Consider the following 22,089-nt stretch of genomic DNA (forward strand, 5'->3'; position numbering starts at 1 on the left):
TTAATAGTTTTGCAGGGCGGCTTTTACCTCTTCCATCAGCCACATGGGTGTGGATGTGGCACCGGCTATGCCAATGGTATCTCCTTCGTTAAACAAGCTAAAGTCTATTTCGTTGGTAGCCGAAATAAAGTAGGTGTTGGGGTTATACTTGCGGCAAACTTCGAACAGCACTTTGCCGTTGGATGATTTTTTGCCCGATACGAATACGATCTTATCAAATTTTACGGCAAATTCGGGCAGGTCGCGGTCGCGGTTTGATACCTGGCGGCAAATGGTATCGTTGGCTTTAATTTCGTAGCCGCGTTGTATCAGTTCTTCTTTGATCTGGTAAAACTTGGCGGTGCTTTTGGTGGTTTGGCTGTACAAGGTAAATTTTTGCGGCAGCTGCATGGTATCCAGCTCGGTAATATCCTGAAAAACCAAAGCTTCGCCATCTGTCTGTCCCTGCAGGCCAATTACTTCGGCGTGGCCGTGTTTACCGAATATCACGATCTCTTCATCGGCGTCAAAAGATGTTTTAATACGATTTTGCAGCTTTAACACTACCGGGCACGAGGCATCAATAAGTGTAATGTTATTTTCGAGCGCTATTTTGTAAGTTTCGGGGGCCTCGCCGTGCGCACGGATCAAAACCTTTTCGTTGCGCAGGTTAACCAGTTCGTGGTGCGCTATAATGCGCAGGCCCTTTGCTTTCAGGCGGTCAACCTCTTCGTCGTTATGTACAATATCGCCCAGGCAATATAAATAACCGTCTTCGGCTAAAATATCCTCGGCCATATCAATGGCGTATACAACGCCAAAGCAAAAGCCCGAATCCTGATCGATAGTTACCTTTAACTGATGCGCTCCCATGCTGCAAATTTAAAGTAAAAAGCCCGAATAATGTTATACCCAATATAGCAATAAAAAAAACACAAACTGTGCCAGCAGCAACACCCCGCTAACGGCATTTTGCTTTTTAAACCTAAAGGCCTCAAAAACACCCAGCATTACTGCGCTAACGCCAAACCAGCTGAGGTAATTGCCTAATGGCGCGGTTAAATATTCGCCGGGAGGTGTCCAGTGCCAGTAATCGTAACGGGTGGCGCTTGGTTCGATAAAGATATCGAGTGTCATCATCACAAATGCACCAATGATGATACGTGCAGATACACTGCTGACATTTAAATTTTGCATTACCGTGCCGGTACTATACGTAAGCAGCAACCAGTTAACGGCAATAATTACCGGCACGCTTTGCCATTTGTAACCCAGCGTTTGGCCGTAAACATAATGCCCAAAAAGCAAATGCCTGTTTACGCCCAGCCACTCCACCCCAAAGGCGGTTATAGATATGACGATGATAAACAAAACAAATTTAGGGTCGATATCCTGGTGACTTAAAAATATCATCGCCAGCATTAACAGCAAATGAAAGGGTACTATCTGTAAAAAGAAAGGCTGCAGGGTATCAATAGCAAAGCCGGCCAAACCAACTGCATGAAACAGGATGATGATAAAGATCAGGATGGTAGATTTATCCCCTCTCATACTTTACGGCCTTTCCATACATTGGTTTTGGTGAGGTGTTTTTGGATAGACATAAACGCGATAAAAGTTAAACTGCACATTTGCAAAGGGTGTAATAAGGTATTGGTAATAGGATTTTGCCCGGCAAGCATACTGATCATTACCCGGTTAAGTGCAATTAAGCCGCACATAAATAAGATGAAAGAAAAGTTAAGAGTGGTAATAATGAGCAACGGACCGGCAATTAAAATGGTTAAAAATACCAGTAAACCACCAATGCTGTAATTAAACGCGGCTAAAAGGTTTTTACTAAAACCGGTTACGCTTTCGCCGAAACTCTTGTACATGCGGCAGCTGATCATGCCGTTAGCCAGTAACGCTTCGCCGTTAAGGTTTTGGGCTTTTACCTGTTTCATGATCTCTACATCTTCAACTACATCTCCCCTCACCTTTTGGTGCCAGTTGTGATGGTGGTAATCAGCAGCGTTAAATAGCATAAACTGACCGCTGGCCGCTGCTACCGACTTATTTTTTGATAAAAAAACCAGCTTTAGCGGGAGCAGATTGAGCAGTATAAAATGCATGAGCGGCACTACCATATTTTCGCCCAAGGTAAGCATGGTTTGGTTGGTAAACAAGCTCAAAAGGCTTAAATTATTCATTTGCATGCGATAAACCGCACTATTAATGAGCCCTTTGTTCACCTGCTCATCGGCATCTAAAAACAGTAAGTACTCACCCTTAGCCTGTTGCGCTAATTGGTGGCAGGCGTAATTTTTACCCAGCCAGTCGCCGGGAAGTGTGGCTCCTTTGATCACTTTGAAACGGCTGTGGCGCGAGGCAAAATTGCTGCATACCTTAAAAGTATGGTCGGTTGAGTTATCGTCGAGGATGATCACTTCGTAATCCGAATAATCCTGTTCAATTATCGATTGTAGTAAAGGCAAAATATTATGCTCTTCATTGCGTACCGGTATTAAAATTGAAACCAGGTTGCTGGCATGCTTGCCTACGCGACGTAGTTTTGGATCGGATATAAAGTTGAACAAGGTAACGCAAAAGCGAACGATGATAAAAAACAGCACAAAGCAAATGGCGTACAGCATACTTATACAACAATTTGGGTTTGATGTTGCTTTGTCAGATCATAATGCTGCTGATAGGCCTCTTGCACTTCTTCCGCGGTAAGCGTATTACTTTGCACTATCTTAAAACCAATATTTACCGATGGTTTTTGATGATCAAAGTTTTCGGTAAAGGCAGCGCAAAACAGGTATTGAAAATCGGCTATAGCCATATCGGTTATTTTAGATAAACCCTTCTCAAAGGTAACGCTATCCACAAAGTTTGAGTATAGTTTACCTTGCGGGAATATCACCACCATATTTTCAGGATCGTTCAATGATCCGGCAGCATAGTTTAACGACTCAACAACCTGCCGGGAGTTTTTATTGACCGAAAACGCGCCAAGATATTTAAAGAAGCTGATCTCTTTCATGGTTTCTTCTAACACCATTATTCTGAATTGCTTTTTAAAATATATTTTATTGAGGTAATACAACACCAGGCCATCCCACCAGCTGAAATGGTTGGCGATCAACAATACCGCTTTCGCGGGATCAGGAGTTACCTTGTTAAAGTTTACCGAATGAAAGTTGCGCTTAATGATATACCCGATGTATACCGAGAAGAACGGGGTGATGAGCCAATGGCGACGGGGAGTTATCATACGGTAGCCCTCTCTAAATCGCCCCCGGTTGGGGAGACTTTTAATAAGCCCTCCCTTCCGGGGAGGGTTTGGGTGGGGCTGTCTTCAATGCTCCACATTGATCTGATCTTTTAATGCTTGTGCATGGTGCTTGTCGATATTGGCCACCAGTTCATCAAAGGGCACCTCGTTAGCCACCCCGCAATCAAACAAATGGATGAACGCCGATGGCTTGAGGCTTTCGAAATAGTCGATCAGCGTGGCGCAGTAAACTATCTGGCATGGGCCTTTGATGTGTTTGATCAGGCGTTCGATGCCTTTTTCAACGCTGATATGCGTGGTATGGTTTGAGATCAGTTCGCCTTGCGGGAATACAACCACGAGGTTTTCCGGATCGTTCAGCAGATCGGCGGCATACCATAGCGATTTCAGCATTTCGCGGTTACCGCGTTCGATAGAAAAACCACCGAAGAGGTTGAATAGCATCCGTTTTTCGAGGTGATCGTGCTGCATCATGATATACAGGTACCGTTTCATTACCCAGTAGGCCAGGTAATTGCCAAAAAAGCCATCCCACCAGCTAAAATGATTGCACAGCAACAGCACCGAATGCCCCGGCTTTGGTGTAAAAGGTGTTACAACAATGCGGTTAAAAGCCTTGTTCATGCGGTAGCGCATGTATTTGGCGAAAACGTTGCTTAAAAACTTATTACGGCGGGCAGGTATCATGCTCCTAAATTAACCAAATAATCATCTAATTGTGTTGTTACCAGCCAATGGCCCATGGGTACTTCGTACACTTTTGCGTCGTGTATCTTTTCGATCAGCGGCAATACGGGTTTCATCGGAAAAAGCATATCATCCTTACCGAATATGAATGTGCTTTTAATATGGTGTTGATTGACTAACTCAACAATTTTGTCCATATCGGGTTTGAGGTGCTTGATTAAATTGATAGAGTAATACACATCGTGCCGTTTTTTTGGTGTGTCGATCTCATTATAGGCAATTGTATATAAGCTGTTATCAATAAACTTGAGGCGCCTTACCATTCTTAACAACATCGGCGCAAGCCATTTGCTTTTGGTAGCAGTGTAAAACAACAGCCTGCCCATGCGCTCGTGCTGTAAAAACTTAAACACTTTATATCCTGCAAGGCCATCGGGTGCCATTAATATAAGCTCGTCGATCAGGTCGGGGTATTCTTCTACCAGTATCAAGGCCAGGTTTGCACCGATGGAATAAGCCATGAGCGATATACGCTGGCGGCCATGTATCTTAAACCATTCTTCGGCATATTGTTTTACTAATTCGCGCGGCATGCCGGCCAGTATCTGTTTTTCTGTCCAGCCCTGTAATTCGCTGCCGCCATGAAAAAAATGATCGAACCCGTACACGTGGTATTGGCTCAATACCGATCGTTCCAACACGTGGAACTGCTTGCCCGTCATGCCGTAGCCGTGAAAGGCCAGCATAGGTTTCGTTCCCGATCCGTATTCGTGGTAATGTACTTTGCCCAGGCCGGGTATTTGCAGGTAGCCCATAAGCGGCAATATTAAGGAATTTGTGGGAAATGCGGGCCTTTAAGTAACACGTCTTTGCGAGGCACGAAGCAATCTCAAATAGGCAGAGCGGCTCTGTAAGTCGGGGATTGCCGCGCTATCGCTCGCAATGACGGGCGGAGAAATCTTGCTAACTATTTACCACTGACTATTCACTAATCCACTCACTCACAATTTTAGCCGATAACAACGACAACGGTATCCCACCACCGGGGTGCACACTACCACCGCAGAAGTAAAGGTTTTTTATTTTTGATGAGCGGTTGGCATGGCGCAAAAACGCCGCGAATTGCCCGTTTGAGCTGGTGCCGTATAGCGAGCCCTGGTACGATGAGGTCTTACTTTCGATCGAGCGTGGATCGAGTATGGATTCGGTTTGGATCAATGCTTCGATATTTACACCTAATTGTTTGTTTAGTTTGGTTAGGATATTTTTACGTGCTTCTGCGATAAGCGTATCCCAATCCTGACCAATGTTTGCGGGTACATTGATCATCACGAACCAGTTTTCGCAACCGGCAGGGGCATCATCGGGTTTGAGTTTGCTGCTGATATTGAGGTACACGGTTGGATCAGCGCTGATAGTTTTTTGTTTCCAGATGGTGCTAAACTCAGCTTCGTAATCAGTACTGAAAAAGATGTTATGCAATTCAAGCTGTGGGAACTGTTTTTTTATTCCCCAATAAAATATCAATGCCGAACTGCTTCGCTCCTGCTGTAAAATACGTTTGGGATGCAATTGCGGGTGCTGCTTTAATAACTTGTGGTATGTAAACCAAACATCCATATTGCTCACTATTACCCCAGCCTGTTTTAATACGCCTTTCACCCTTATGCCCTTTGCCTTTCGCCCTTCCAGTACTATTTCGTCCACCGGGCTATCGTAATTAAAGTTCACACCCAAACTTTCGGCCAGTTTAACCAGCGCCCTGGTGATACTGTACATGCCCCCATCCGGAAAGTAAGCGCCAAAATGCTGTTCCAGATGTGGGATGACATTGAGTGTGGCGGGCGCCTGATAGGGGTCAGAGCCGTTATAGGTTGCATAACGATCGGCATATTGTACCAGGCGTTTATCAGCAAAAAAGCTTTGGTTGGCCCGGTGCATAGTGCGGAAGGCATCTATCCGCCCAAAGCGTAAAACCGATTTTAGCGTATCCCATCGTAAATAGGTTTTTAAACGGTGCAACGAGCGCTGTAAAAAAACATGATCGGTTATGGAATAAATAGCCGCACTGTTTTCATAGTAACGTTTTACCGATGCCATTTCTTCGCTGGTATGTGTGGCTATTTCTTTCGCCAGTTTGTCTTCATCCGCGTAAGCGTTAAAAGTGGTACCATCGGGATAATGATAACGGCAAAGGATATCGAGTTTAGTGTAATTGAATTGCTTACGGGGATCGTGCCCGGCCAGGGTAAACAGTTCATCCACATATTGCGGCATGGTGAACAGGCTCGGGCCGGCATCAAAACGGTAACCATTTTGCTCAATCTCGCTTAGCTTACCACCGGGATAACTATTGGCTTCAAAAACCTGTACAGCGTAGCCTTTTACCGCAAGGCGAATGGCGCTGGCTATGCCGGCAATACCGGCGCCTATAATGATGGCGGTACGAGGTTGATTGGTCATTAGTATACTAGGTTGCCATCCAAATATTCGCAGGAGGATGGCGCAGAGGCCATCCCGCTATGGTTCGACACGCTCACCATGACACTTTTTTTTATTTTCCTTCCTTTAATATCACAGCACCCAACGGTGGGATGGTTAATAAGAGCGAATCGTTTTTGCCGTGCCATTTTTCGGTGCCGGTTTGCATGGGTTTAGGGTTGGTAAGCCCCGATCCATTATACTTTTTATCGTCGGAGTTGAAGAGCTCTTTCCATACGCCTGCCTTAGGTACACCAATGCGGTAACCGTGGCGCGGTACGGGTGTCATATTCAGCACGATCACCAGGTCGTTTTTGGCATCGTTACCCATGCGGCGGTATACCAAAACAGAGTCATCGGCGTTGCCGCCGTCTATCCACTCAAAGCCGTTCCAGGTAAAGGTTTTTTCGTAAAGGGCGGGCTCGGTTTTGTATAGCTTATTTAGGGCCTTTACCGTTTCGGATACGCCGTGGTGCGGGGCATATTCGAGCAGGTGCCAATCGAGCGATTTTTTGTAATCCCACTCTTCGCTCTGGCCAAATTCATTACCCATAAACAACAGCTTGGTACCGCTATGGGTAAACATATAACTGTAAAGCAGGCGCAGATTGGCAAATTGCTGCCAGTCATCTCCGGGCATTTTACGCAGGATAGATTTTTTACCGTACACCACTTCATCATGCGAAAGCGGCAGCATAAAGTTTTCGGTAAAGCCGTACACGGTGCTAAAGGTGATCTGGTTGTGGTGATACTTACGGTTTATCGGATCTTCTTTAAAATACTTCAGGGTATCATTCATCCAGCCCATCATCCATTTCATACCAAAACCCAGTCCGCCCGTAAAGGTTGGGCGGCTAACGCCGGTAAACGAGGTCGACTCTTCGGCGATGGTTTGCACATCGGGGAAGTAGCTGTAAACAGTTTCGTTAAATTCCTTTAACAGGGATATGGCTTCGAGGTTGTGGTTACCGCCATAAATATTGGGCTCCCACTCGCCGTGCTTGCGCGAATAATCAAGATACAACATTGAAGCCACCGCATCAACACGTAAACCATCGATGTGATAACGATCAAGCCAGAACAAAGCATTGCTGATTAAAAACGCCCTCACCTCGTTACGGCCGTAGTTAAATATGTACGATTTCCAATCGGGGTGAAAACCCTTACGTACATCGGCATGCTCGTACAGGTGCGTGCCATCAAAATTATATAAGCCATGAGCATCGCCGGGGAAATGCGAAGGCACCCAGTCAAGAATAACGCCTATACCGGCCTTATGCAGTTCTTCGATCAAAAACATCAGGTCCTGCGGGCGGCCGTACCTTGTTGACGCCGCAAAAAAACCCACTATCTGGTATCCCCAGCTTGGGTAGTACGGGTGCTCCATTATCGGCATAAACTCCACATGGGTAAAACCCATCTCCACTACATAAGGCACCAGTTTTGCAGCTATCTCGCGGTAGCCCAAAAACAGGTCGGGGTCTTCGGGGCTGCGGGCCCAGCTACCTATGTGCAACTCGTAAACCGACCAGGGCTGATTTAAACCGTTATTTTTGATCCGGCCTTTCATCCAATCCTTATCCTGCCACTCGTAAAAAGTGTGGGTTACGATGGATGCCGTGTGCGGCGGTTCCTCCCAGCGCAGGGCGTAGGGGTCGCTTTTCTCCAGATCTTCTCCGCTTGACGAATTAATAAAATATTTATAGGTTTCGCCATCACCAATATTGGGAATAAAGCCTTCCCAGATGCCTGAGCCATCCCAACGCACCAGCAGTTTATGCGAGCCTTTGTTCCAGCCGTTAAAGTTGCCTATTACCGATACGTATTGCGCATTTGGCGCCCAAACCGCAAAGTAAGTACCCACCACACCCTTATGCTCTACCACATGCGAACCGAATTTTTCGTACAGTTTATAGTGCGTACCGCTTTTAAACAGGCTCACGTCAAAATCGGTAAACAAGCTGTACGATTCTACCGCGTTTAGCGGTTCGCTTACAGCCGGTACTGTTTTGGTGGTTTTAGCTTTGGTAACCTTTTTTACGGGTTCGGCTGATTTCCCGGCAGGTTTAGCGGCTTTTTTTGTGGTAGGTTTGGCGGCTTTTTTTTCTCCGTCAGCTATGCTTTTAGGGTCGGCAACTTTTTTGGCCATGGTTGTAAGGTTGTATAGTATGTGCTTTACAGCAACGTATTAAAAGGGTTCTGGTTTTTGATATCGGGCACAAGTTAACTATTTATGTTTACCTGCGCTTATTATTGTAAAGCTACAGTATTAATTGTGCGAAAGAAAGGGTTGGGAGGAGAATATTGCGGGGTGTTGCGATGTTTATGCAGAGGAGAAATCGCCTAAGATCTTAAGAATAACAGATGAGGAACAGGAAGTTTTTGGGCGTTTCCCTACGGGCCGCGCTTTACGCTCATACTGCACAGGCCTTAGCCACAGGGTCGGTATCCGCTGCAATCGCTAACGCGGGGGCATCAGGAAACAAAAAAGCCCGGTATACCTTTCGTACCCGGGCTTAATGATATAGTCAGTTTGTTGGTTCGTGTAAACTAAAATAATCATAAACTTTTATTCCTTTTTTTGTCAGATGTTTGATCAGGTAATCCCTCTTTTCCATGGATAGCTTAGATGTGTTCAGATCGATATATTTTAAAGCAGGCATTTTTAACAATATTTTTAAGGCGTTTTCTACATTCGTGCTCCTGCTAAAACATATTTGCATGTCTTCCATTTTTTTAAATGATGCAAAGTATTCGGGTAGGTCTTTAATAAATAATCCATTAAGAAAAAGCTGCTTCAAATTTTCGAAGTCTTTAAAAAAAGCCAGATCGTCTAAAAAAAAGCCATTCATCGGTAATTCACTATCATCAGCATAACCAGGGTCGTATAAGTTGCTTGAGGTATAAATATATAAATTCGTTATATTTTTAGCATTAGCCCTCAACGTTTCTTTTTTCGAATTAAATTCATCGTAGCTAAGGTAATATACATTAGTGGCATCTAACATTATTTCTGTTTTGTTAGCTTGTAGTTCATTTAAACCGACAATGAAGAGAAATAACAGGTTCATAAGATCTTAATTTCATCTTTTTTGACTTCATGCAAAAACATTGGTTAGCAAAACTGAAAACTGATAACAAAGTATAATTATAGATATTCATTTAAAAAATCATACGTTTCATAATGCTCAAGTTGATTAACAGGCATTAATTCAATAGGCACTAACGGTGTTTTTAAATCAATTTGATAACCTTTTATCCACGCCAATTTTGTAAATCCCGAAGTGTCAATTGAAAAAAATTTATAAATAAGGGGATCGCCTTCCCTTCTCTTTTTATAAGTTGAGAGTAGTTGTTTTAGACCCTCTTCTAACAAGCCTGCGTCTTTTTGTTTAAAGCCATTTAAAACATCAACCACACCGGTAAGCGAATTAAACCTGGGCATTTTTACAAAACGTTCAAGACAATGGATATTCCAGTCCAATTTATCCCATTGATCTAATAAAATATTTTGCATTGCATTGGGCAATTGATAGCCAATACCCGTTTCATGATTTATAGGGTTTTTCATGACGCTATACCTATCAATTAAATCCTTATTATCTGATAATAATGCATAACTCATTTGATACAAGCCACTATCGATAACCCTACGGTCAAATTTTCTGTACATAAAATCCGCAACCGCAGCAGCTTTATAAAATAAATTTTTTGCTTTTAAATAATCATGTTCTATATATATGGATCGTATCGCATATAAGAGGTTTGTACCTTCAAGAGAAGGTACAAAGAAATAGATATTATCTATTTCTTTTATTTTCTCAAAAACTATAGCCTCATCATTTATCCTATTCTTATATATACTTTCTAAATGATCTATTTTGTCCATTATTAGTACCCCATAAGTTTTAAAATTACTATTTCACCCGTACTTTTATCAACACAAGTAACGGTTTTTGTTATTAAGTTGCGATTAAGATTTAAAATATCACCAATAGCTTGAATAGAATTGTTGGCTGTATAATTCCTCATCGCATCTATGGTTTGATTTACCCATGCATCACTCATCTGTGATGCTTTTCCAGAACCAGCCGGATTGAGTTTGATGTTGCCGGGGGCCGACATTTGCTTAGCTTCATTTATTATAATGTCTGTTGGATTGTTTGGGTCACCTTTTATATACACTCCGTCGAAACCGTTGTTGCTTCCATATTGTGAAGCTTGTTTTACGTAACCGTCTTTTTGCAGAAGTACATCAGACAGTTGTTCTGTTTTACTCCCTGTTGCATCACCAAATTGTACAATATCATCAACAATTGTCTTTAAAGCGGTTTCTGTCGGCGCAACACGCATCCCAAATTGATCAACCAAATAGCGACTAATGTTAGTTAATGTTTGGTCCGCAGGTCTTATTGCCTTCAAAGTCTTAACCGCGGCATAATCAAATATACTAACGGCGACTTTAATGACCCTTGTTTCACTACCAACTTTTATTACCTTGTAAGCAATTTTACCTACGGCGTCAGCGATAGGAACACTCTTAACTGTTGTTTTAACCCATTTTCCTGCAATTGATGCCCAACCAGCTACCGGCACCGCAGCAGCTACGCTTAATGCGCAATTTACTTTGTCTCCTTCAATAAAATAAATACCACCATTAATTAAAGATGCTGCATCACCAATCAGAGGTACAAACCCAGCAACATCTAATATAAAATGGGTGGTTCCTCCAATTACATTCCACAATGCAACTGAGTATACCCTTGTACGCCCCCAGTCGGGATGCGCTATTTTTACTACTTCAATTTCCTGAAGATAAGATTCTGAAAACATTAAACCTGTCAAATTCATGATCGGTCCAGGCCCAACCATAATTTGACTATTGTCACTGGCATCGATCTGATCCATTAACTGATCATTATTTGCAAAAATGCCTTCAATATCATTATAGGAATAAACATTGCCAGTTATTTGATCTGTTACAGTTTCATATCCCTGGGGTTCCGAAATTATAGCGGAGCTATGGAGATCAGTCATAGGAAACACCACATAATTATTACCTGAACACCCTCCGCCACCGCTGCCATCATCCGGAGGCGGAAGCGGCATAGAGTTAATTTTTAAATTACCTGCAGGAAATCCGGTAGTTGCATGTATAGTACCACATGGATTAGTATTAGGTATTACTACCCACGATGACCCACCACCCAGATCCACCGTTAAACCATCTCCGGGATTAAAGCCGGGAATAATCAGACTAAACCCAGGATCATATGGGTCTGGAGCGCTGCCGCTATTTGTTTCCTCGTCAGGACTTAAGCTATCGCAACTCCACCAGTATGTTGTCATACTTCCATTTATTTCGATTCCGTCTTCTACCATCGTGCCACCTTTAAGCCAGCACATTAATCTATCCCATAACGAAGGGGGTGGGTAAGATGACGGATGTATATTGCCTAAGGGTACAGATGGTAGCACCCTGGCCAATGCTGAGCTTTTTATTAACTGCGAATTATTATAAACTAACCGGCTTAAAATATTATCCTGAAAGCTATATGTATATATATTACCGGTAAATTTATCACCAGTTGTATTGATATTGTTCCATTTATATGTGTATACTTTGAGTAAACCATTTATTTTGGTAAAATACAAGGCGGTGTTTGTAGCTATAGGTATACGTACCACATGTTTACCTTCTATTAAAGCTTGCTGGGCCATGTTAAGTAATTGTTCGGCAGGCTTTAATTGAGGATAGGCCACAAACCATGTCTCTATTTCATTTACATGTACCTTGTCATTATCAGACAGTTGCTGCAATGTGGTAGCAGCGGATGCGGAGGGCAAAACCGGTGTAAATGATTCGTTTTTGCGGCATGCATTAGTGCTAATCAGCAATAAGGATAACAAGAAAAAAAGCGCACGATTACTACGAATAAGCATTGACTTCATTGGGTTTAAGTTAATAGTGTATAAATAGTTTAGGAAAACCGTCTCTAATATAGTATTTTATTTATAATAATATATAAAAATATTGAATAAAAAAGCCCGGCATACTTTCGTATCCGGGCCGTAATTCCGTCTTTAATTTACATCCGAGCCGCTTGGTAAAGATTTCTCGTCGCTGCGCTCGCTCGAAATGACAATTTGGATGGAGTTTATGTCTTATTTAAATATCTGGATCATTCTGAAATTCTTATTTGCTTTAAAGCGGTAGCGCTCCAGTTCGTCGATAGTGGTTTTGATGATCTGCTTGTTATCAACCAAAACCTTTGATGGCTTAAAGGGTAGGCCGATGATCTTCATTTCGTAGTTTTCGTAACGCGGGGTGTATAAGCCGTCAACCGATTGGGTGATGGTCATGCTGTGCTCGTCGCCGGTGGTTACAAATTTCTTTTCGAGGTAAATATCCTGCTCGTAAGCAAAAGTTTCGCCGTAATCTTCAAAAAAGAAGGAGTTAACCTCATACGGTGCGTAGTATACCTGGAACAATAATTCGTCTATCTGTTTTTCGCCCACGTATTGCATTACCGGCGATTCGGGGATAACCGAGCCTGCCTTAACAAATATCGGCATGGAGTCGAGCGGGGTTTCAACCACCAGTTCGGCACCACCTTTCAGTTTTTCGTGGGTCCAGTAATGGTACCAGTCGCCTTTTGGCAGGTACACGGCGCGGGTTTTTACTCCCGGATCCATTACCGGGCAAACCAGTATCTTATCGCCAAAGGTAAACTCATCCTGCCTGAAATGGTTGATGGCCACCTCCTGCTCCTGCATTACCATGGGGCGCAATATCGGGAAACCGTAACGGTTATGCTCCCAAAAGGCGGAATAGAAATATGGCATCAGCCTGTAACGCAGCTCGATAAATTTGCGGTTAATGCTGGTATAGGGTTCGCCAAAGCTCCAGGGCTCACGCTCGCGGGTATCGCCGGCGGAGTGGGCACGCATAAACGGCGAAAACACGCCCAATTGGATCCAGCGGGTAAACAGCTCGCCATCGGGTTCGCCGCTAAAGCCGCCGATATCCGTTCCGCAGAAGGATACGCCTGATATTGACAGGCGCTGGCATTGGATGTTGGCCAGTTTTAAGTGTTCCCACGAGGCTACGTTATCGCCCGTCCACACGCAGGCATAGCGCTGCAGGCCTGAGTAACCGGCACGGGTAATAGTAAACGGACGTTTGTTCTTCATCAGTTTACGCAAACCTTCGTAGGTGGCGCGTACCATTTGCATGCCATAAACATTGTGTGCCTTACGGTGCGAGCCGCGGTGACCATCGTACTGGTGACGAACATCATCGGGGAAGGTACCTGCGCCAAAAACGGCGGGTTCGTTCATATCGTTCCACACACCGGCAACGCCTAATTGCACCAGTTCATCAAACAAACCGCCCCACCAGTCGCGTACTTCGGGGTTGGTGAAATCCGGAAACTGGCAGCGGCCCGGCCAAACATGGCCCTCCATAAAGTAATCATCGCAGCGGCGGCAAAAGTATTTTTTCTCTTTACCTTCTTTAAACACGCCGTAGTTATCGTCCACACGGATACCCGGATCAATAATGACCACGGTTTTAAAGCCCTGGTCGGACAATTCGCGGATCATCTTTTTAGGATCAGGAAAATATTTGCGGTTCCAGGTAAAACAGCGGTAGCCATCCATATAGTCGATGTCGAGATAGATGGCATCGCATGGAATTTTATTTTTACGGAAGCCCTGGGTTATTTCCCTCACTTTCGACTCCGGGTAATAGCTCCAGCGGCATTGGTGATAGCCAAGCGCCCAAAGCGGCGGCATGGGATGCATGCCGGTCAAACTATGGTAGCGTTTTACCACGTCCATCATATGCGGGCCGTGGATATAGTAGTACTGCAACTCGCCGCCATCGGCCCAGAAACTGGTTTTGGCTTTGTCTTCGGCACCAAAATCAAAATGCGATTTAAAGGTATTATCAAAAAATATACCGTGCGCTATACCTTCGTGCAGGCTGATATAAAACGGGATGCTGCGGTATAAAGGGTCCTGATCTTTTGCAAACGAGTAGGCATCGGTGTTCCAGTTAACCAAACGTTTACCTACCAGGTTAAGCTCGGTAGCCTTATCGCCCAGGCCAAAAAAGCTTTCGGCGGGGTGGCATACCTTGGTCGAATACACGTAATAACCGCCAAATTGTACGTTCTCTTCCCAGTGCATGGGTTTAGCATCAACGCTGGTAACATGGTTCTCGTTATCTGAGAAAGAAATATGGAAATCCTTTTTACGGATATGGCAGTTTACAGTGTTGGTTGATACCTGGTATTCGTCATCGTCTTCATTTAGTGAAAATACCGAAACCCGGTGGTCAGTTTTACTTACAGCATAGCTAAACTCTTCTAAAAAAACGCCGTGCGGGGCAAGGCGCACACGGATAATATCATCGCTGATAACGACAACCTCAACCTTGGCATCAGCATCCGAAAAATAAAACCGGTTACCATCCTGCGTTACTTTGAGCACCGCCCCCAGGTATTTTTTTACAATAGGTTTTAAACCTACTACGGGGTTATTTAAATGCTGGATAACCTCTTCTTCAATCACCACTTTTGCTGGTATCTCCGGATCTTCAATTTTCTCCATAATAGTTATACGGGGTTTGAGCTAAAACAATTCCAAAAAAAGTAAAATAATTGCTAACTGCGGGCCAGAAATCAAAATTAAGCTTAATTTTTAACGAAAGACCTGTAGTTTTTGAATATTTTTAAAAAAACAGTGAAATATCTATCAAAAGTTTAACAAAAAACCTGCCGTTGCCGGGATAGTGATGTTTAAGCCCTGGGTAATATTATCGGCAGTGTAGCTTTGGTTACCCAAAAGGTCGGTAAAAGTGAGCTTACCGTTTAAATGCAGGTCGCTGATCAGGTCGGGAGTGAGTTTTACCAGCAGGTTGCGCTCCTCGCGATGAAAGTTTACTACCACCAATATCCTTACATTTTCGGTGTAGCGGAGGTAGGCGTAAGTTCGTTCATCAAAACCCTGGCCTTCATTGAGATTGATGAGCATCAGTTCGTAAAACTTACCCGAGGTGATGGCCTCGTTATGCCCGGCGATATTGAGCAGCTTACTGTAAAACCCTCGAAGCTGTTTTTGCGAGTCAGATAATTGGCCGCCATCAAATTGACCGCCGTTGAGCCATTTTTGATATTCGGGTACGCCCCAGTAATCAAATATGGTAGTACGGCCGTTACCTTCGTTAAAACCCGGAACGCCTGCGGCAGGTTCGCCAACTTCCTGACCAGAGTAGATCATGACCGGACCGGTTGATAAAGTTGCCGAAACGATCATCCCGGGAACGGCCAGCCAGGCATCGCCTGCAAAATGCGTGGAGGCAATGCGTTCTTCGTCGTGGTTCTCTAAAAAGCGCAGCATGTGTTCTGGAAAGTCGTTACTTTCGTGAAAGACACAGCGATTAATATCCCATATGGTAGCATAGGTTTCGTTGCGGATGAGACGTTTTACGGCATCGTACAAACCAACCTTATCATACAGGTAATCAAAGTGGCCATTAAAAATATAGTTTCGATACTGGCTATTGTTATAGGCTTCGCCCATAAAGATAATATCCGGATATTGCTTTTTTACTTCGGGGATCACCCAGCTCCAAAACTCCACGGGCACCATTTCCACCATATCACAACGGAAACCATCCACGCCTTTGCCTGCCCAAAAGCATAGAATGTGATGCATCTTTTTCCAAAGCACATGCAGCGGATCGAAGTGGGTTTGATGACCGGCCAGGTAATCTACGCCGTAGTTCAACTTAATGGTTTCGAACCAGTCGTTTATAGATGGTGTGGCACTGAACACATCGTTGCCGGTTGCTTTGGCGGGGTTTTCATCAAAGCGCCCGTTTTTTAGCGGACTGGTATATTCATCGCCACCTGGGTTGTAAAAAGCCGGCACCTGGAAAGACTGGCCGGGGATATAGTAAAAGTCGTTCTTCGGGTCGAAGTGCTTGGTGGTGTCATCATCTTCACCAAAATCGCGCACATCTTCGGGTTTCACGTCCGATCTATAAGTTCGCGCTACATGGTTAGGCACCAGGTCGATCATTACTTTCAGTCCGTTTGCATGGGTGCGGGCAACCAATGCCTCAAACTCGGCCATGCGGTTGGGTACGTTTACCGCCAGATCGGGCGTAATATCATAATAATCGCTAATGGCATACGGCGACCCTGCCCTGCCCTTCACCACATCTGGATCGTCGGGACGGATACCATAGGCGGAATGATCCGTCATGGTGGCGTGCTCGATAATGCCGGTGTACCAAACATGGGTAATGCCCATAGCCTTTAGTTCGCGCAAAGCCACATCGGTAATATCGTTAAGCTTGCCAACGCCGTTCTCTTCTACCGAACCATAGGTTTTATTGGTGGTATTGGTGTTACCGAATAAACGGGGTAAGAGTTGGTAGATGATGTGTTTGTGCATGGGTTTGTTGAAATGTTTGAAGATTGGAATGTTTGCTTTTATTTTTTAGACTATGAGTGTTTGGTTTTTTGTCTTGTCTCTTGATTCTTGCATCTTGATTCTTTTCCAGGGCGTTCCCTACGGGCCGCGCTTTCCGCTCATACTGCACAGGCCTTAGCCACAGGGCCGGTATCCGCTGCAATCGCTAACGCGGGTATTCTCGTTATTGAAGCGTTGTTGCGTACGGCAATTCCAAGTATGCAGAGCCCCTCTGTAAGTCGGGATTGCTTCGTCCCTCGCAATGACGCGCGGAGAGAAATTTGTAAGCTTTTACAATTCCTCCAACATACCCAGCGTCATCTTATCCAAACCACTGATCACCAGATTAGCCCGGCCCAAAACATCGGGCACACCTATCCCTATGCATTTCATCCCCCCGGCAATAGCCGCTTCTATACCCGCAATAGCGTCTTCAAACACCACGCACTCATCAGGGGTAACGCCAACGGCTTCGGCGCCTTTTAGAAACACCTCGGGGTCGGGCTTGGCTTTGGATACTTTGTTTCCGTCGATCACGGCGTCGAACAAATGTTCGATGTCGACTTTTTGTAAGATTATACCGGCGTTTTTACTGGCCGAACCGAGCGCGGTTTTAATACCTGCCGCGCGGCAGGCTTCTAAAAATTCCTTAGCTCCGGGCAGTATCTCGTCGGGCTGCATTTTGGTGATCATATCCACATACCAGGTGTTTTTCAGCGTAGCTAACTGCTCTTGCTCGGCCTCGGTTTTGGTAATGCCGCCGATGCCTAAGATGATCTGGAGCGAACGTACCCGGCTCACACCTTTGAGCAGTTCGTTATCGTGTTCGGTAAAATCAAAACCCAACTGGGCGGCAAGGCGTTTCCAGGCTTTATAATGGTAAACGGCCGTGTCGACTATCACACCGTCGAGATCGAATATACAGGCTTTTATAGTACTCATTTTCATTATCGCGTAAAGCCATAAATGTAGAGTTTTTATAGGAAATGAGGTGGATTTTTGGTAAATTTACGTCTGAGGGGAAAGGTTAAAGGCGGAAAGGAGAAAGGTAAAAGCATGCGAAAATTTCTTACAATTTCCCCCCTGCTTTTTGTTCATTGGTTCATCGGTCATTAGTCGATCGGCATTCTCTGGCGTAGAAAACCGAAAGAAATTAAAAATACCGCGTCATTAGACTAAAAGAAAATTGATTAACAAAGCTATCAGGCAAAAACATATCATATGACCATCGGACTATTTGGAAGAAAATTTACTGGTATAGACTTAAATGGAACCTGGGAGTCTTATAATTACTATTTACCGGACATGAATTATGGTGGCTTTCTGATCTATCAAGATCGTTTGCCCAAATATTATATTAATTTCATAGATGAGAAGTTTACAGACATGAGCGATTATATCCATACCCATAATATTGATGCTGAAAAACTCTTAAAAAAGATATGCGAAATTTGCCCTGAGAATAATTTAAGGTTACGACCGAAGTCAAAGTGGTTTGCTTATAAAGCCGGGAAGGAAGAATCGTTTGACTATGAAATAGAAGAGTTTCCTATTAGCATTTGGAATGAAGTAAAACATAAGCTGTAGACACCCAACAAGCATTTTATATTTTAAAATCCCCCCTCAATCCCATTTGTAAAAACGGTAATACCACTATTAAATATCTGCTTTGTTTAACTAACTTAGATTCACAAACTCAACCATCCTGATGAAATTAACCAAAGCCATTATATCAACCCTTTTTACGTTGGTTTTGATATGGGCCCTGCAAACAAAATTTGGCGATATACCGCCATTAGGCAAGCTTTTAAACCCCGCTACGGGTTTTTGGCAAAATGCCGAGAGTAAAAATATCCAGGCCAATAAAAGCATTAACCTGAAAGGTTTGTACGGCAAGATCACCATCAGGTATGATGAAAATATGATACCGCATATCTTCGCCGAAAACGACCATGACCTGTATTTTGCCCAGGGCTATGTTACAGCGGTGGACAGGCTTTGGCAAATGGACATCCAGACACGGTCGGCATCGGGCAGGTTATCGGAGATCGTTGGTCCGAAAGCCCTGGAGCTTGACCGTTACCACCGCCGCATGGGCATGGTTTACGGCGCCGAAAATACCCTGGCCGAGTGCATGAAGGACCCGAAGGTTAAGGAAATATTGGAGGCTTACGCCGATGGTGTTAACGCGTACATCCATAGCCTGCCCTCAAAATATTACCCGCTCGAGTTTAAGCTACTGGATTACGCGCCGGAGGATTTTAAACCTATCAATTGCGCATTGGTACTTAAACTGATGTCGGAAACGCTGGCGGGCGGATCGGACGATTTTGCCATGACCAATACCTTAAAGTTGTTTGGCCCGAAGATCACCAACGATCTTTTCCCGGATCAGGCATTTAAGGAAGACCCGGTTATCCCGAAAGGAACCAAATGGAATTTTAAAGCCCTGCCCCTGCCACCGGCATCAAAGGGCTTTATGGCCGATATGACCGATACCATTAAAACCAAACCCAAGGTTGAAGGCATTGGCAGTAATAACTGGGTGGTTGCCGGCAGCCGGTCGGCAAATGGTTACCCTATTTTAGCCAACGACCCGCATCTGGACCTGAGCTACCCATCCATTTGGTACCAAATGCAGCTTACTGCGCCGGGTGTGAGCGTGTATGGCGTTTCTATCCCGGGTACGCCAACAATCATCATCGGTTACAACCAAAAAATTGGCTGGGGCGTTACCAACGTTGATGCCGATGTTTTGGATTGGTACCAGGTGAATTTTAAGGACCTGAGCAAAAACGAATATTGGTACAATGGCAAATGGGTGCCGGTTAAAAAGCGGATCGAAGAGATCAAAATACGCAACCAGCCAACGGTTTACGATACCGTGTTATATACCAACAACGGGCCGGTGGTTTATCAAAACGCCAGCCTTAAACCTGCCAAACTGGGCGCCGCCCGTATTGTGCCTGTAGGCGATGCCTTGCGCTGGATAGCACACGATCCATCGAAGGAGTTTAAAACTTTTTACCTGCTAAACCGGGGCAAAAATTACGATGACTACCGCGAAGCCTTAAAGTATTTCACTGCACCTGCGCAGAACTTTATTTTCGCCAGTGTTGATAACGATATCGCGATAACGCCGAACGGTAAGTTTCCGTTAAAGTATAAAGACCAGGGCAAGTATATTTTGGATGGCAGCGACCCTGCCGATAACTGGCAGGGCTGGATACCGCCAGAGCAAAACCCGACGGTAAAAAACCCGGTGCAGGGCTATTTAAGCTCGGCCAATCAATCATCTACGGATAATACCTATCCGTATTACATCAACTGGCGGTTTGGCAGCTACCAGCGGGCCAAACGCATTAACGACCGTTTGAACGACATGCACAAGGCTACTGTAGATAGCCTGCGTGCTTTACAAAACGACAACTACAGCATTTTTGCCCAGGATGTTTTGCCAACCATGGTGGATGACGTTGACGAAACCAAGCTTGATGAAAAGCAGAAATACGTTTACCATGTGATAGAAGCCTGGGACAAGCAATACACAGCTTACTCCATGGGGCCAACTATTTTCAGTATTTGGTGGGATAATTTGTATAACGCCATCTGGGCCGATGATTTTGGCGTTAAAGGCGCACTGGACTTGCAACTAAAATGGCCAAGCAATTACCGCACCGTTGAACTGCTGGTTACCCAGCAACAATCAAAATGGTATGATGATACCCGCACTTTGGGTGTTGAAACCCGCGATTACCTGATCCAGAAAACCTTTGAAGCAACAGTAGACAGCCTGTACAAACATTATGGAAAGCCCGGCAAAAGCTGGCAATGGGGACCGGTTAAAGGTTCGCACATTGCGCACCTGGGCCGGGTTGAGGGTTTAGGTTCAGGCGAGTTTGATGCCGACGGTACCGGCGGCGTGATCAACGCACTGAGCGATACGCACGGCCCATCGTGGCGCATGATCGTACAGTTTGGACCGGTAGTTAAAGGCTACGGTATATTTCCCGGCGGCGAATCGGGCAACCCGGGCAGCTTTTATTACGATAATATGTTCCGCACCTGGAAAAACGGCCAACTCAATCCCTTGCTATTTATGCAAAATAGTAACGACGAGCAAAAACACATTAAATCGACCTTAACTATCAACAACAAATAATATGTTATTTTTCATCATACTCATAGCCTGCCTTGCTGTCAATTTCGTACTACCCTGGTGGATAGTGGCCATCATTTCGTTTTTAGCGGCATTCTTCATTGCTAAAACTTCTGCGCATGCGTTTTGGTCGGCCTTTGCGGCGATATTTATTGTGTGGACGGCAATGGCGTTATTTAAAAGTGTGCCCAACAACCACATTTTAGCCACCCGTATGGCGCATGTTTTCCCCTTAGGCGGGCATTGGATAATATTGTTAATGATCACTGCTGTGATTGGTGGTTTGGTTGCGGGGATGGCAGCCTTATCGGGACAACTGATCAAAAGGGTGATCAAGGACAAAGCATAAATTCAATCCTATATATGCAAACCGGCGAGAGGCAAAATGTGTACGAAGTTTACAATAAGATAGCCGTATGGTTTTCTGAGAATCGGTATGCCGGGTTGATGGAGAAAAGTTACCTGGATGATCTGATAGAACTTATCCCTGCCGGGGGCGCTGTATTGGATTTAGGCTGCGGTACCGGCAAACCGATTATGGAGTACCTGCTTAGCCAAAAACTTAAAGTAGCCGGCGTTGATGCGAGCAGCGAAATGCTGAAGATAGCGGAAGCGAATTTCCCCGATGTACAATTCATTTTGCAGGATATGCGATCGCTTAAGCTGAATCAAAAATTTGATGCCATTATTGCCTGGCACAGCTTTTTCCACTTGCCGGCTGTTGATCAGCCTGGTATGTTCGGGGTATTTGAAAAACATATCGATCCAAACGGTGTGTTGCTTTTTACTTCGGGGCCGAAAAGTGGCGAAGCATGGGGAATGAACGGCGGAGAAAACCTGTTCCATGCTTCGTTAGCGCCCGATGAGTATAAAACCTTATTGAGCGACCATCATTTTAAAGTATTGAAATACGTAGCAGAAGACCCGGAATGTGGTGGTGCTACGGTTTGGATGGCACAATACCATGATTTAACAAATGACTGACGAGGCACAACATTCATCTGCATATCTTTGCGCC

At 44.6% G+C, this 22,089-nt stretch carries 18 protein-coding genes; 4 read left to right on the forward strand and 14 right to left on the reverse strand.

Translation table 11 applies throughout. The features are described from left to right. From ACFGVR_RS21880 to pgmB, 14 genes are all read right to left on the reverse strand, one after another. Positions 1-852: a 4-hydroxy-3-methylbut-2-enyl diphosphate reductase gene (locus ACFGVR_RS21880; protein WP_448699761.1), complete on the reverse strand. Its 852-nt coding sequence runs from the start codon at positions 850-852 to the stop codon at positions 1-3. A 33-nt stretch (positions 853-885) separates the two neighbouring features. After that, entirely contained in the window at positions 886-1,530 is a 645-nt protein-coding gene (locus tag ACFGVR_RS21885; protein ID WP_448699762.1) for a carotenoid biosynthesis protein, read from the reverse strand. After that, positions 1,527-2,615, reverse strand: a complete 1,089-nt coding sequence (locus ACFGVR_RS21890) for a glycosyltransferase (RefSeq protein WP_448699764.1) — start codon at positions 2,613-2,615, stop codon at positions 1,527-1,529. Before ACFGVR_RS21890 ends, ACFGVR_RS21885 begins: the two co-directional genes overlap by 4 nt. 2 nt (positions 2,616-2,617) lie before the next feature. Further along, positions 2,618-3,238 carry a lysophospholipid acyltransferase family protein gene (locus ACFGVR_RS21895; protein WP_448699765.1) on the reverse strand — a complete coding sequence of 207 codons (621 nt, stop codon included), beginning with the start codon at positions 3,236-3,238 and terminating at the stop codon, positions 2,618-2,620. An 84-nt stretch (positions 3,239-3,322) separates the two neighbouring features. Then, complete coding sequence (locus ACFGVR_RS21900) at positions 3,323-3,946, reverse strand: lysophospholipid acyltransferase family protein (protein ID WP_448699766.1); 624 nt, start codon at positions 3,944-3,946, stop codon at positions 3,323-3,325. Next, positions 3,943-4,761 carry an alpha/beta fold hydrolase gene (locus ACFGVR_RS21905; protein WP_448699767.1) on the reverse strand — a complete coding sequence of 273 codons (819 nt, stop codon included), beginning with the start codon at positions 4,759-4,761 and terminating at the stop codon, positions 3,943-3,945. The genes ACFGVR_RS21900 and ACFGVR_RS21905 overlap by 4 nt, the downstream gene beginning before the upstream one ends. 166 nt (positions 4,762-4,927) lie before the next feature. Further along, positions 4,928-6,409, reverse strand: coding sequence for a 1-hydroxycarotenoid 3,4-desaturase CrtD (gene crtD, locus ACFGVR_RS21910; protein ID WP_448699768.1), 1,482 nt, complete (start codon positions 6,407-6,409; stop codon positions 4,928-4,930). 91 nt (positions 6,410-6,500) lie between these two features. Continuing rightward, positions 6,501-8,576, reverse strand: coding sequence for a 1,4-alpha-glucan branching protein GlgB (gene glgB / locus ACFGVR_RS21915; RefSeq protein WP_448699769.1), 2,076 nt, complete (start codon positions 8,574-8,576; stop codon positions 6,501-6,503). Positions 8,577-8,955: 379 nt separating this feature from the next. Further along, a complete protein-coding gene (locus tag ACFGVR_RS21920) occupies positions 8,956-9,498 on the reverse strand; it encodes a hypothetical protein (RefSeq protein ID WP_448699770.1) in 543 nt (180 codons plus the stop codon). A gap of 77 nt (positions 9,499-9,575) precedes the next feature. After that, entirely contained in the window at positions 9,576-10,316 is a 741-nt protein-coding gene (locus ACFGVR_RS21925) for a hypothetical protein (RefSeq protein ID WP_448699771.1), read from the reverse strand. A 2-nt stretch (positions 10,317-10,318) separates the two neighbouring features. After that, positions 10,319-12,379 carry a hypothetical protein gene (locus ACFGVR_RS21930; protein WP_448699773.1) on the reverse strand — a complete coding sequence of 687 codons (2,061 nt, stop codon included), beginning with the start codon at positions 12,377-12,379 and terminating at the stop codon, positions 10,319-10,321. 213 nt (positions 12,380-12,592) lie between these two features. Further along, complete coding sequence (locus ACFGVR_RS21935) at positions 12,593-15,043, reverse strand: glycoside hydrolase family 31 protein (RefSeq protein ID WP_448699774.1); 2,451 nt, start codon at positions 15,041-15,043, stop codon at positions 12,593-12,595. Between the two features lie 144 nt (positions 15,044-15,187). Further along, positions 15,188-16,894, reverse strand: a complete 1,707-nt coding sequence (locus ACFGVR_RS21940) for an alpha-amylase family glycosyl hydrolase (protein WP_448699775.1) — start codon at positions 16,892-16,894, stop codon at positions 15,188-15,190. Between the two features lie 309 nt (positions 16,895-17,203). Further along, positions 17,204-17,854, reverse strand: a complete 651-nt coding sequence (pgmB, locus tag ACFGVR_RS21945) for a beta-phosphoglucomutase (protein ID WP_448699777.1) — start codon at positions 17,852-17,854, stop codon at positions 17,204-17,206. A 279-nt stretch (positions 17,855-18,133) separates the two neighbouring features. Between pgmB and ACFGVR_RS21950 the strand changes: the two genes are divergently transcribed. The 4 genes from ACFGVR_RS21950 to ACFGVR_RS21965 all read left to right on the forward strand — a co-directional run bounded on the left by ACFGVR_RS21950 (position 18,134) and on the right by ACFGVR_RS21965 (position 22,055). Beyond that, complete coding sequence (locus tag ACFGVR_RS21950) at positions 18,134-18,499, forward strand: hypothetical protein (RefSeq protein ID WP_448699778.1); 366 nt, start codon at positions 18,134-18,136, stop codon at positions 18,497-18,499. A gap of 121 nt (positions 18,500-18,620) precedes the next feature. Next, entirely contained in the window at positions 18,621-21,074 is a 2,454-nt protein-coding gene (locus ACFGVR_RS21955; protein ID WP_448699779.1) for a penicillin acylase family protein, read from the forward strand. A gap of 1 nt (position 21,075) precedes the next feature. Further along, positions 21,076-21,420, forward strand: a complete 345-nt coding sequence (locus ACFGVR_RS21960) for a hypothetical protein (RefSeq protein ID WP_448699781.1) — start codon at positions 21,076-21,078, stop codon at positions 21,418-21,420. A 14-nt stretch (positions 21,421-21,434) separates the two neighbouring features. After that, the gene (locus ACFGVR_RS21965) at positions 21,435-22,055 is read left to right on the forward strand and encodes a class I SAM-dependent methyltransferase (protein ID WP_448699783.1); all 621 of its coding nucleotides are present in this window, start codon (positions 21,435-21,437) and stop codon (positions 22,053-22,055) included. Positions 22,056-22,089: the final 34 nt, after the last annotated feature.

The organism is Mucilaginibacter aureus, assembly GCF_053514885.1.

Coding starts and splice junctions, on each gene's coding strand:
- ACFGVR_RS21880 (WP_448699761.1), bottom strand. CDS start 852: ATGGGAGCGCATCAGTTAAAGGTAACTATCGATCAGGATTCGGGCTTT.
- ACFGVR_RS21885 (WP_448699762.1), bottom strand. CDS start 1,530: ATGAGAGGGGATAAATCTACCATCCTGATCTTTATCATCATCCTGTTT.
- ACFGVR_RS21890 (WP_448699764.1), bottom strand. CDS start 2,615: ATGCTGTACGCCATTTGCTTTGTGCTGTTTTTTATCATCGTTCGCTTT.
- ACFGVR_RS21895 (WP_448699765.1), bottom strand. CDS start 3,238: ATGATAACTCCCCGTCGCCATTGGCTCATCACCCCGTTCTTCTCGGTA.
- ACFGVR_RS21900 (WP_448699766.1), bottom strand. CDS start 3,946: ATGATACCTGCCCGCCGTAATAAGTTTTTAAGCAACGTTTTCGCCAAA.
- ACFGVR_RS21905 (WP_448699767.1), bottom strand. CDS start 4,761: ATGGGCTACCTGCAAATACCCGGCCTGGGCAAAGTACATTACCACGAA.
- crtD (WP_448699768.1), bottom strand. CDS start 6,409: ATGACCAATCAACCTCGTACCGCCATCATTATAGGCGCCGGTATTGCC.
- glgB (WP_448699769.1), bottom strand. CDS start 8,576: ATGGCCAAAAAAGTTGCCGACCCTAAAAGCATAGCTGACGGAGAAAAA.
- ACFGVR_RS21920 (WP_448699770.1), bottom strand. CDS start 9,498: ATGAACCTGTTATTTCTCTTCATTGTCGGTTTAAATGAACTACAAGCT.
- ACFGVR_RS21925 (WP_448699771.1), bottom strand. CDS start 10,316: ATGGACAAAATAGATCATTTAGAAAGTATATATAAGAATAGGATAAAT.
- ACFGVR_RS21930 (WP_448699773.1), bottom strand. CDS start 12,379: ATGAAGTCAATGCTTATTCGTAGTAATCGTGCGCTTTTTTTCTTGTTA.
- ACFGVR_RS21935 (WP_448699774.1), bottom strand. CDS start 15,043: ATGGAGAAAATTGAAGATCCGGAGATACCAGCAAAAGTGGTGATTGAA.
- ACFGVR_RS21940 (WP_448699775.1), bottom strand. CDS start 16,894: ATGCACAAACACATCATCTACCAACTCTTACCCCGTTTATTCGGTAAC.
- pgmB (WP_448699777.1), bottom strand. CDS start 17,854: ATGAGTACTATAAAAGCCTGTATATTCGATCTCGACGGTGTGATAGTC.
- ACFGVR_RS21950 (WP_448699778.1), top strand. CDS start 18,134: ATGACCATCGGACTATTTGGAAGAAAATTTACTGGTATAGACTTAAAT.
- ACFGVR_RS21955 (WP_448699779.1), top strand. CDS start 18,621: ATGAAATTAACCAAAGCCATTATATCAACCCTTTTTACGTTGGTTTTG.
- ACFGVR_RS21960 (WP_448699781.1), top strand. CDS start 21,076: ATGTTATTTTTCATCATACTCATAGCCTGCCTTGCTGTCAATTTCGTA.
- ACFGVR_RS21965 (WP_448699783.1), top strand. CDS start 21,435: ATGCAAACCGGCGAGAGGCAAAATGTGTACGAAGTTTACAATAAGATA.